The sequence below is a fragment of the Pseudoalteromonas sp. B62 genome (genome assembly GCF_037162565.1).
Classification (GTDB): Bacteria; Pseudomonadota; Gammaproteobacteria; order Enterobacterales; family Alteromonadaceae; genus Pseudoalteromonas; species Pseudoalteromonas fuliginea.
On the sequence record NZ_JARLVB010000002.1, the window covers coordinates 2,734,822 to 2,747,816 of the forward strand.

Here is a 12,995-nt window from a genome sequence, read left to right on the forward strand (position 1 = left end):
ATGCAGCAACTGTATGGTTGCTGCAGTAATCTTTAGTATAAAGTAATAACAATACTGACAAAAAAGACACACAATGAAAAAATCAGTTTATGTATCCGCAGTACTGTGTAGCGCACTTATTTCTACAGGGTGTTCAGAGAATAACAAACCTGAGCAACCGCAAGCGCATGCATACACAAAAAGTGAGCTTACCAAGCCGGTTGTATATCAAGTATTTACTCGCTTGTTTGGTAATACCGAAACAGCCAATGTTTCATGGGGCACTAAAGAGCAAAATGGCGTAGGTAAGTTTGCCGATTTTAACGATGCCGCCCTCAAAGGTATAAAGGAGCTGGGAACAACGCACGTTTGGTATACTGGCGTATTACACCACGCCTTAGTAGCCGATTATAGCGATTATGGGATTTCTCAAGACGACCCTGATGTTGTAAAAGGACGAGCAGGTTCGCCATATGCAATAAAAGATTATTATGATGTAAATCCTGATTTAGCGATTAACGTGACGAATCGTATGGGAGAGTTTAGCCAGCTCATTGAGCGTACGCACAGCCATGGCATGAAAGTCATTATTGATATAGTGCCTAACCATGTTGCGCGAAATTATCAATCATTAGGAAAGCCTAAAGGGGTTGAAGATTTTGGCGCGCAAGACGACACCAGTAAAACGTACGATAAAAACAACAATTTTTACTATGTGCCTGGGCAGTCATTTCAAGTGCCTACCTCTACAACCTATAAAGTGCTAGGCGGGAATGCTCATCCTCTTGTTGATGGTTTTTTTGATGAAACACCCGCCAAATGGACAGGTAATGGTGCTCGATCTCCAAAACCAGATATGAACGATTGGTACGAAACAGTAAAAGTGAATTACGGTGTAAAGCCTGATGGCAGCTACGACTTTGTAGAGTTACCAAATGAATACAAAAATAAAGATTACCGTGCTCACTACGCGTTTTGGCAAGATAAAGAGCTCCCTAACAGCTGGTACAAATTTAGAGACATTGCGCTTTTTTGGTTAGATAAAGGTGTTGATGGCTTTAGGTACGACATGGCCGAAATGGTGCCGGTTGAATTTTGGAGCTTTTTAAACTCATCAATAAAAATGCAAAAACCTGATGCATTTTTACTTGCCGAAGTTTACAACCCAAAAATGTACCGTGCTTATATCCATCAAGGTAAAATGGACTATTTATACGATAAGGTCGGTTTTTACGATACCTTAAAAGCAATTATGCAAAGCAAGCAACCTGCAAACGCTATTTTTGATGCGCAGCAACAGGTTGCGGATATTGAACAGCACATGCTGCACTTTTTAGAAAATCACGATGAACAGCGTATCGCAAGCCCAGACTTTGCAGGCAAAGCCGAGTGGGGTAAACCAGCCATGGTGGTTTCAAACCTGATTAGCCGTGCACCAACCTTATTATATTTTGGCCAAGATGTAGGGGAGGATGGATCTGAATATGCAGGCTTTGGCTTACCAACCCGCACCAGTATTTTTGATTACATTCGCGTACCAGCGCATCAAGCATGGATGAATAGCGGTAAGTTTGACGGCGCTAATTTAACAAAAGAGCAGTCAGCACTTCGTGATTACTATAAAGCCATTCTGTCACTTAATAGTTTACCTGCAGTGGTGGGCGGTGAAATGAGTGAGCTTAGTGTTACAGGAAGTGAGCGAGTTGTAGGCTTTACCCGCAAACTTGGCCAACAAATGCTTTACGTATTAAGTAACTTTAGCGAACAATCTCAAACAATGACGGTTAATTTATCAAAAGTGCAATTAGCGGGACCCAGCGAATACACTCAATTGCATGACTTACTTGAGCAGCATAGCACCGAGATTACATCAGGGTCTCAAGGCGCAACCTTCACACTTACACTTGATGCATTTAGCAGCGCAGTATTAACAAATAAGGCTAATAATGAATAATCAAAATAATAGCGACAAGCCAACTCTAAGCTTTTGGCAAATATGGAACATGTGTTTTGGCTTTTTAGGCATACAGTTTGGTTTTGCCCTGCAAAACGGTAACGTGAGCCGAATATTCCAAACATTAGGCGCACAAGTTGATGATATTCCCATTTTATGGGTAGCAGCACCGCTAACCGGTTTAATTGTGCAACCTATTATTGGTTATTGGAGTGATAAAACGTGGTGTCGTTTTGGTCGTCGTCGTCCATTTTTCTTTTTGGGTGCAATATTAACAACCATTGCATTGTTTATTATGCCGCATTCGCCAACATTGTGGATTGCTGCTGGTATGTTGTGGATTATGGATGCGTCAATTAACGTAACCATGGAACCATTTAGAGCACTTGTTGGTGATAACTTGCCAGAAAAACAACGCGCTACCGGTTACGGGTTACAAAGTTTTTTTATTGGAATAGGTGCAGTTTTGGCATCAGCACTGCCATGGATGATGACAAATTGGTTTGATGTGAGTAACACGGCAGCTATTGGTGAAATACCAGACTCAGTTAAGTACTCATTTTACTGGGGGCGTTGTTTTACTAGCTGCTGTGTTGTGGACTGTTGCAAAAACAAAAGAATACACACCTGAGCAATTAGCTAAATTTGAGGCACAAAAAGGGCCAGTTGTAACGGCTGAAATTGCTGATATTAACTACAATAAAGGCGGCATTATATTTGTTGTATTAGGCCTTGCAACACTTGCCCTAGTGATGGGCTTAGCGCTTGAAAAAGAACTTTATTTATTAGCGGGTGGCTTACTTGCCTTTGGCATTGTGCAGTGGATAGCTGGTTTATTAAAAGCTAAAAATCACACTCAAGGGGGCTTTTATCAAGTAGTGCAAGATGTATTTACAATGCCAACTGCGATGAAGCAATTAGCTTGGGTGCAATTTTTAGTTGGTTTACCTTATTTGCGATGTGGATTTATACCACGTCGGCAGTAACAAGCTTTCATTATGGGAGTAGCGATACAACATCAAAAGCGTTTAACGATGGCGCTGATTGGGTCGGTATTTTATTTGCGGCTTACAATGGATTCGCTGCTATTGCCGCAATGTGCATTCCATTCTTAGTTAAAAAAATGGGCTTAAAAGGCGCGCATTGTTTTAACTTATTACTAGGCGCACTAGGCCTTGCCAGCTTTATGTTTATAACAGACCCCAAAATGCTGCTTATTCCTATGATTGGTGTTGGTTTTGCGTGGGCTTCAATATTGTCACTGCCTTATGCAATGCTAAGTAACTCATTACCGAGTAATAAAATGGGTGTTTATATGGGAATATTTAACTTCTTTATTGTTATTCCACAGCTACTTGCAGCCAGTATTTTAGGGCTTATTTTGAGTCATGTGTTTTCTAATCAGCCCATTTACGCTTTGTTAATTGGTGCTGCGTCATTTGTATTAGCAGCCATTGCTGTTATGCGCGTTAAAAATTCTAATTAAGAGTAAAAAAATGAAAAACTATAACCTAATTACTATTTCATTATTAGCACTTGGATTAACTGCATGCGGTGCTCAAAATACGAATCAGTCACAAACAGTACAAACATCTAAAACAACTGCGCCTGGTGCTCCGGGCAGCGACCCGTTTTGGTCATACGCAGGTAAAACAGGGATTGGCACATCGTACGAGCAATACCAAAATGGTCATTACACAAGTGATGCACCAACAGGTGTAGTATCAAAAGTCTGGTTTTCAATTGCTAAAGGCATGATCACCGAAACTATGTTTGGCCTTATTCATCAAGCACAAATAAAAGATATGCAATTTGTGGTAACAGGAAAAGACTTTACTGTTAGCGAAGCAGACGATCTTGATGTCACTATTGATTATCTATACAAAGACGAGCAAGGCCGTCCGTTATCACTTGCTTATAAAATAGTAAGTAAAGATAAACAAGGCAGATTCACTCTTGAAAAACACGTTTTTACCGATCCTGATGGGCAAAGTTTATTTGTTCGTAGCGTGTTTAATACCGACCTTAAAGACGTTAAAGCCTATGTTGTGGTAAATCCATATATTGATAATAACGGCCTTGATGATTTTGCAAAAACTACCGAGCAAGGTTTAGTTGCTTGGCAAGGTGACAACTACTTAACATTGCAAGCAAATACTGAATTTGGCGCAAAAACGGTTGGCTTTACGGGTGTAAGCGATGGTTTGGATGAGCTTAAAAAGTCACAATCATTAAATACCAGCTATAGCAATACTGGTGAGCAGTCAGGTAATGTCAGTTTACTTGCTGAGCTTGGCAATATTGAAAGTAATACCACGTTTGATTTAGTACTGAGCTTTGCACATAACGAGCAACAAAGTGCAGAGCAGGGCGCCCAAACATTAGCAAAAGGTTATCAAAGTGTACTTGATAACTACAATGGTAAAGGTGCGGCATTTGGTTGGCAAGATTACCTACAAAGCCTTACACCTATTAATAAAATGACGGGGCAAACGGCCGATAACGGTAAGTTACTTTATACCAGCGCAATGGTATTAAAAGCACAAGAAGACAAAACGCACGCAGGTGCGCTTATTGCGTCGTTGTCTAATCCGTGGGGCGAAACCGTATCGGCTAAAACAGGCTCAACTGGTTATAAAGCCGTGTGGGTACGAGATTTCTACCAAGTAGCTATGGCATTTATGGCACTGGGTGATACAGCTACAGCAAAAATAGCATTCGAATACCTTGAAAAAGTTCAAGTTAATAGCAAAACGCCAGGTAACAATGGCGATACAGGCTGGTTTTTACAAAAAACACATGTCGATGGCGAACTAGAATGGGTGGGTGTACAGCTTGATCAAACTGCGATGCCAATTATGCTTGCGTGGAAATTACACCAAGCAAATGTACTTGGTGATGCCGAGCTTAAAGACTGGTACGCACGTATGTTAAAACCAGCGGCGGATTTTTTAGTCGAGGGCGGCCTTGCTAAAATTTTGTGGAACGACACGCAAATTACACCACCGGCAACACAACAAGAGCGCTGGGAAGAGCAAAGCGGTTATTCGCCTTCAACTACAGCCGCAATAGTAGCAGGCCTTGTTACAGCCAGTGATATAGCAGCGCTTAGTGGCGATGATAAAAACGCACAGCGCTACCTTGCTACGGCTAAAAAGTATAACAACGATATTGAACCGCAAATGTTTACCACTAAAGGTAACTTAAAAGGCGAAAATAGTGATGGTGAATACTTTATTCGTATAGGCCAAGATACCGATGCAAACTCAGACACTAAAATTAACGCTAATAATGGCCGTGAAGGTTTTAACAAAAAGCAAATTTTAGATGGCGGCTTCTTAGAACTAGTACGCTATGGCGTACGTGGTGCTAACGACGAAAGCATTGTTAAAACATTGCCTGAGTACGATGACGAAACGCTTGAAGATAACCTACAAGTTAAATACAGCTTTAGCTTTGACGACGGCAGCGGCACATTTGCAGGCTACCGTCGTTATGGCAACGATGGCTACGGCGAAGATGAATTAACCGGTACAAATTACGCTGAAAATGGAAGTAACACACCAGGCCAACGTGGACGTGTATGGCCGTTTTTCACCGGTGAACGTGGTCACTATGAAATAGCAGCAGCCAATGCCAGCAATACATTCAATGACGTAAAACAAGCTGAAATTAAAAACAGTTACGTTAAAGGGCTAGAGCAATTTGCCAATGAAGGCATGATGTTACCAGAGCAAGTATGGGACGGCGTTGGTGTAAACAAAGCAGGTTATACACTGGGCGAAGGGACTAATTCAGCAACACCTCTAGCTTGGACACACGCAGAATACATTAAGCTGGTACGCTCACTCAGTGATAAACAAGTATGGGATCACTACCCAGTTGTTAAAAAAGCACTAAAATAGTAATTTTTCATATTTTTAAATTTAAAAGCCATGGTTTAAAACCATGGCTTTTTAGTATCTGTGACCTAAGAGCCTGTTAAGCTGCCCTCCTTGCTTTTAGTTCATCACATCTGATTATCCATAAAGCGTATGTTCACCTCAATCGGAACACTTTTATTGTGGCTGGTTGATCTTGTGTTTTATCTAAATGCGGCTTAACCGAGGCGTAAGGTGTGTAACCGAATGGAGCTGGTAACGGCTCCTGCGCTAATATAATGACTTACATCGCCTATGGTGAATAACCTCGACCCATAAGCGCCAATTCGCCTAAAACCAGACATACTGCTGTAAATTTAACCTCGAAAGGTAAATAGGCTCTAGTTAATTTATATCTATTTAACCTGAATTCTGGTTAAGAGATTTATGAACATATTGAACCACAATGATAGTTAAACTTATTTATCTCAAGCAGTTATTATCCAAAGTTCAGGTTATTTAATAATGATAAATATGACAACTTAATTTTTATTTACGTGTAATTTACTCGGGTTGTATTGCCAGTGCTTCGCTTTACCGTATTAGGGTAGTCAATGGGTGTAACTAATTTGTAACCTGTTAACAGGTAGTAAATAAAGCTGTTTTACATGCCTCTGACAACCCACACAAATTGAAAGGTGATACCCGTGCAAAAAATAAACACAATAACTTTGGCAATCGCACTTGCTTGTTCGTTGCCTAGTATTGCTCAAGAGTCTTTAGCAGATCAAAGCAATAGTAACGAGGTTAAAAAAAATGACACTGCATTAGAAGTTATATCGGTAACGGCGACTAAGCGTAAAACAAGGTTAATGGAAACACCCGTCGCAATTACAGCGTTAACATCGGCACAATTAAAACAAAGTGGTGTTAATAATATAAGGGATATAGCAAATCTTGTACCTGGGCTTGGTATATCAACGGCAACAGATCAATCAGCACCAGTTATATCTATGCGAGGCGTGCGCTCTACCAATATTACTGAACTTGGCGACCCTGCTGTTGGCGTGCATTTAGATGGAATTTATTCACCAAGAATGCAAGGTGCTTTAGCATTAATGTACGATGTTGAGCGTATTGAAGCACTACGTGGACCACAAGGTACGCTGTTTGGCAGAAATTCGACCGTTGGTAGCATTAATGTTATTTCTGCAAAACCTGATTTTACTGATGATTATGGTAGTGTAACGTTAGAAGCGGGCAAATATAATACACGCAGTGCGGAAGGTTTTTATAACTTTTCAGTTAGCGACGATTTTGCGGTCCGTATTGCAGCTAAAGGGTTAAAACGTGATTCTTATTTGGAAGGTTATTACGATCCTAACCAATACGATACTCGCAGATTAAGTGATGCAGTACTAAATACAGACGTTATTTCACAAGATTCATATCAAAACATTGGCAGTACACTTACTCAACGAGAGAATTGGTGGATAGATGCAGCTGGTACCAACCCAGAGTCGCAGCAAGTTCGCGCGTTAACAGAAGCTGACAAATCAGATTTTTATAATAGTGCTAATGAGTATTCATTTAGAGTAAGTACGTTATGGTCGCCTTTAGATGGTAATTTCACCAACCATACCGTATTTCAAAAATATGTTAACGACAGTGGTAATAATGTTGATTTGGTAAACTGCGATAAATTACGAGGTCGCCCAACAGAGTACGGTGGCGATTGTTCAAACTTTTTACCTTCAGATAATGCATATCAAGCGGTTGTGAATGTACCCGGTGAACTTAAATTAGATATAACGTATTTACGTAACACTCTTAATTATGCATTAACAGACGATCTTGATTTAGTGTGGTTAGTGGGCTTTGAAGACATGGAGCGCTCCTCAAAGCAAGATAGCGAAGCGGTTTAGATGTTTGGGATGGTGCAACTTATTTTTTAGACGGTACTGGCGCTAAATCTTATTCTACAGAGCTGCAACTACAATCATCGGATATGACTGACCTTACTTGGATTGTGGGCGTTAACTATTTTCACGAAAAAACCACAACGCTCGGGTATTACGATAATCCAATGGACGATAAAGTATTTTGGGATCAACCTGATAGATCAACCGATGCATTCGCATTTTTTGCTCAAGCTACGTATAAAATAACCCCCAAACTGCACGCCACACTGGGATATCGCTTTAGTGATGAAACAAAAGAAGATAAAGGCGGGCGCTCTTATCGTTGCTCAAATGCAGATGGCTGCGCGCCGGGTTGGTTTAATCGTACTGATTTAAATAACTTGCCAGCAGATTACTTTGAAGATCCTACTATTTACGCATCATTTTTTGAAAATGACAACAAAGGCAGTTGGACGCACCATGACTTTAGAGTGGGTTTAGATTACGACTTGAGCCCCGATACAATGCTTTATACTTATTTAGCAAGCGGCTTTAAAGCCGGTGGTATTGGCGATGTGTTTGAAGTAGTAAACGATAGAACCTCTGAAGTAAATCGATTCGAAACGCAATTTGATCCAGAAGAAGTATTAACATGGGAAATAGGCGCTAAATCGAGCTTTTTTGATAACTCGTTAAATCTACAAGCTGCATTTTTCTACACAGATTACACAGACATGCAGTATGCATCTGTTGGTTCTATTGGTAACGTTGAGCGTCTTTCTGCTGTCGAGGATAATGATGGTAGGCCTATTTTGGATGGCTCAGGAAACCCTGTATTAGATTACATAAATCAGCCTGTTATAGCGTATTACACACAAAATGTACCTGGTTCTACTATTAAAGGAATTGAGCTCGAATTTGATTGGAAGCCATATCCAAATGGTCGAATTACGGGATATGTAACCTGGACAGAGGCTCAAGTAACAGACGACTGGTTTACAAAGTGGGATTACGATGCTGAGTATTTATTTGATATTTCTTATGAGGACTCACTCAATCCTGAAAATCCTTTGTTACAAACTAATTTAAAAGGCAATGACTTGGCGATGACGCCTAAATTTACCGCTAATTTAAGTTACACGCATAGTTTTGATTTTGGTGAATACGGGTTCATACACAGCTGGTTTAATGTAAGTTGGAAAGATAAATCATATTCAACAGTTTGGAACGTTGATAAACACCTCGATGATATGGAGTTTGCCATCTCTGATGAAGCCACGCGTTATATAGATGACTCCCGTGATAGCTTTGCAATGTTTAATGCCTCTTTAAAATATGAACCGCAAAGCCAAAAATGGTTTGCAGAAGCGTTCATTAGTAACGCCAGTGACGAAACTGTTCAGCATTGGAACAGTACCTCTAAAGGCTTTGCTAAAGGCAGTTTTGGTATGCCTAGGTACTATGGTGCAAAAGTAGGGTTTAACTTTTAACCTATAGTGTCAAATATAGTATTAATACGTACGTCCTGTGCTTTAAGCGGTTGTGTAATTACAGTATTTGACGTGCATTTAAATCTTAATAGAGATCATTAAATATGTATAAAAAATAGTCGTATTCATTTTACTAAGTGCGTTGTTAGTACCTGATGTACTAGCTAATAGTTTTAAAGATAATTTTACATGGGGTTTTGATTCATCAATATGGACACCCAGAACAGGCGATAATGGCAGCCCATTTGGCTGTACATTTGAACCAGGTCTAATCTCACCAAGCTCACATGGCATAACACTGGTAGTTGATAACAACAAATGTGCTGAGCTACAAAGTACAAATACGATAACCTATGGCAAAGTACAAGGAGCATTAAAAACAGGGAATACCCCAGGGACTGTATCATCTATTTTTACCTATACCTCATGGTTTGATGAGCCAGGACGGGCTTGGCAAGAAATTGATATTGAATTTTTACCTTCACTTGGCAATGTCGTTCATACCAATATTATTTATCAGCCAAATGGCGGGGTATATCAAAGTTGGGAAGAAGATATTGATTTAGCACAGTTTGGAGTAAACATTCAAAATGAGTTAGTAGAAATAGGATTTGAGTGGAGTGTAAATCAAATACGCTGGTTTATTTATAATAGCCAAGGTACAGAGCAAACAATTCGCGTTACGTATAAAGACAATGGTGATGGCAATTTAACAAATAACGAAATTCCTGCTTATGCATGGCCGGTTGATAACACCAAGTTGATGATTAATCACTGGCATGGTGATAACTCAGAGCAAGCTTATTATTTTCCAGGTCAGTATTATCAAAGCTCTGCTTGGGCATACTATGACTTCATTCAGTACACGGCTAACTAATTAAGCTCACTTTGTCGTTCTACAGTACTTTGTTTAATTGATCACTACATTAAACGTTGTGTGGTTCGTTATTTTATTACGGCTAATTAACCTGAACTCTGGATAATAAACCTATCTCGAGCAGCTATTTTCAGCGCTAACTGCGTTAAATTTACTTGCAATAGGCCAGCTATTGACGTGTAGATTCGCCTTGTTTTAACTGAAAATCGCTGGTTAGAGAAAATAAATTTAAATATCACCCTAATTCAATATGTTAGTAAATCTCTTAACCAGGGTTCAGGTTAATTACATAAAATCGCAAGGAAGCGTTTTTCGTAATAATGTTAGCGTGAATGGCTAACAGCATTAAAAATCAAGTTATAAAAACTCTAAGGATCCCTAAATGCTTACCATTAATCGTCGTTTTTGGCGAAATACTTTTCCTGCTTTATTAAGCGTATGTACTTTAAGCGTTAGCGTAATGGCTACAGAATCAGTAGATTGGCCAATGGTTAATACGCAATTAAAGCCTAATCTATCGGTTGAGCACCAAATTGATGAGCTTATGGCGACAATGAGTATTGAGCAAAAAGTAGCGCAATTAATTCAGCCAGAAATAAGCTATCTCAGCGTTGAAAAAATGCGAAAGTATGGCTTTGGCTCATATTTAAATGGCGGTAATTCAGCACCATACGGCAATAAAACCGCAGATTCAAAAACGTGGTTACGCTTTGCTGATGAAATGTATTTAGCCTCAATTGATAGCTCGCAAGACCAAAGCACAATACCCACTATTTGGGGCACAGATGCTATGCATGGCCATAGTAATGTATATGGTGCAACGTTATTTCCTCACAATATTGGTTTAGGTGCAGCTAACGATGCAGAATTAATAAAAAAATTGGCAAAGCAACAGCAAAAGAAGTTTCAGTAACCGGTATTGAATGGAGTTTTGCACCCACAGTTGCTGTAGTAAGAGATGATAGGTGGGGACGTACTTATGAAAGTTATTCAGAAGACCCTGATATAGTTAAACGTTACGCAAGTGCTATGGTGTCAGGTTTACAAGGTGATATAAACGACGGTTTTTTAAATGGTTATCATCGTATTGCTACGGCAAAACACTTTGTGGGTGATGGCGGCACCGAAAACGGTATAGATAGAGGTAATACTGTGATTGATGAAAAAACACTGAGAGATATTCACGCGGCGGGTTATTTTTCGGCGATTGAATCAGGTGTGCAATCAATCATGGCCTCGTTTAATAGTTGGAATTCAAGACGAGTTCACGGCAGTAAATATTTATTAACGACTGTACTGAAGAAAAAAATGGGGTTTGATGGATTTGTTGTAAGTGATTGGAATGCGCATAAATTTGTAAAAGGATGCGATCTTGAACAATGTGCCGGTGCATTTAATGCCGGTGTCGATGTAATGATGGTGCCAGAACACTATGAGGCATTTTATCACAATACAGTTAAGCAAGTTAAGCAAGGCGATATAAAGCTTGAGCGAATAAATGACGCAGTTAGGCGTTTTCTTCGCGCAAAAGTACGTTGGGGATTATTTACCAAGGATAAGCCATCGAGTCGTGCAGAATCTAAAAATACAGACTGGTTAAATGCCCCAGAGCATAAAGCTTTGGCACGTGAGGCGGTTAGAAAGTCTTTAGTATTATTGAAAAATAATACACTAAAAAATAATCAAAATGTGTTACCAATATCTCCGCGTAGCAAAATATTAGTGACAGGTAATGGCGCACATAATATTGCCAAACAAGCGGGTGGTTGGAGTGTATCATGGCAAGGAACTGATAATACCAATGCAGATTTTCCAAATGCAGTGTCTATTTTTGATGGTTTAAAAGAACAAGTACTTGCCGCTGGTGGTGAAATTGAATTATCGCAAAATGCACAATTTAAGCAAAAACCCGATATAGCAATAGTCGTGTTTGGCGAAGAGCCTTACGCCGAGTGGTTTGGCGACATACAAGGGCTTGAATATCAGCGAGATAATAAAAAAGATCTCGTTTTATTAAAATCGCTGCAAGCACAAAAGATTCCGGTAGTGAGTGTATTTATAAGCGGTCGTCCGCTTTGGGTAAATAAAGAGATAAATGCGTCTGATGCGTTTGTAGCCGCATGGTTACCAGGCTCACAAGGGCAAGGTGTTGCTGACGTTTTACTTTTAGATAAAAACGATGCTGTTCAATACGACTTTACAGGTAAATTAAGTTTTTCGTGGCCAAAATTTGACGACCAATTTATTCTCAATAAAGGCGATAAAAACTACGATCCTTTATTTGCTTATGGTTATGGACTTAGTTATAAAGAACCTAAAAGTGTAAAAAAACTATCCGAAAAAACCAGTCCAAAAGCTAATGAAAGTGGCAGCCAAGGCACCTCATTTTTTGTTAGAAACCTAGCACCTAACGTTCGCTGGGCGTTATCAGACCAAACTCAAATCAACATGATGACTAAAAGCTCATCAGCCATGAGCGCCGACGGCAAAAGTATTTCTATGCAATCGGTTAACTTAGCGTATCAAGAAGATGGCAGGCAGTTTGTTTGGAATAATACACAAGAGATTGCCACAGTGAGTTTACGTTTCGAACAAGCAACGACAGAGTTTAAAGACGTTGATAAACAGTTCATACAATTTGATATACGCGTTGATGATGTGCAATCGGATGTTGTTGAGCTTCGCGCAATGTGTGGGGAACAAGTATGTTTGACTAAAATAAGTCTAATGACTCAACTTACCCAATTAAAAAATAAAGGCTGGCAAACTGTCGCTATAAAGTTGGGATGTAGTGCAGCGCAAACAAAGATGAACGAAGTCACTGAAATACTTAGTATTAATGCTCAGCATCCACTCAACTTAGCAATTGCGAATGTTGCGTTAGTGAAAGCGACACAGAGTAATAGCCTTATTATAGGCTGTAATGATTTATAA

Annotated in this window: 5 protein-coding genes and 2 pseudogenes; all 7 read left to right on the forward strand. The window is 39.7% G+C overall.

Translation table 11 applies throughout. The annotated features are described in order from the left end of the window. The first annotated feature begins 73 nt into the window (after window positions 1-73). The 7 genes and pseudogenes from P4S71_RS16840 (at window position 74) to P4S71_RS23180 (ending at window position 12,995) form a co-directional block, all read left to right on the forward strand. Window positions 74-1,933 (forward strand): alpha-amylase family protein, encoded by a 1,860-nt coding sequence (locus P4S71_RS16840; RefSeq protein ID WP_337151076.1) that lies wholly within the window; start codon window positions 74-76, stop codon window positions 1,931-1,933. Beyond that, window positions 1,926-3,419 (forward strand): annotated as a pseudogene (locus P4S71_RS16845) (MFS transporter). The gene P4S71_RS16840 and the pseudogene P4S71_RS16845 overlap by 8 nt, the downstream one beginning before the upstream one ends. A 10-nt stretch (window positions 3,420-3,429) precedes the next feature. After that, window positions 3,430-5,838, forward strand: coding sequence for a glycoside hydrolase family 15 protein (locus tag P4S71_RS16850; protein WP_337151077.1), 2,409 nt, complete (start codon window positions 3,430-3,432; stop codon window positions 5,836-5,838). 662 nt (window positions 5,839-6,500) lie between these two features. Further along, window positions 6,501-7,718, forward strand: a complete 1,218-nt coding sequence (locus tag P4S71_RS16855; protein ID WP_337151078.1) for a TonB-dependent receptor plug domain-containing protein — start codon at window positions 6,501-6,503, stop codon at window positions 7,716-7,718. An 83-nt stretch (window positions 7,719-7,801) separates the two neighbouring features. After that, a complete protein-coding gene (locus P4S71_RS16860; RefSeq protein ID WP_337151079.1) occupies window positions 7,802-9,184 on the forward strand; it encodes a TonB-dependent receptor in 1,383 nt (460 codons plus the stop codon). A gap of 142 nt (window positions 9,185-9,326) precedes the next feature. Continuing rightward, window positions 9,327-10,061 (forward strand): family 16 glycosylhydrolase, encoded by a 735-nt coding sequence (locus P4S71_RS16865; RefSeq protein WP_337151080.1) that lies wholly within the window; start codon window positions 9,327-9,329, stop codon window positions 10,059-10,061. Between the two features lie 382 nt (window positions 10,062-10,443). Further along, window positions 10,444-12,995: pseudogene (locus P4S71_RS23180) on the forward strand (glycoside hydrolase family 3 N-terminal domain-containing protein).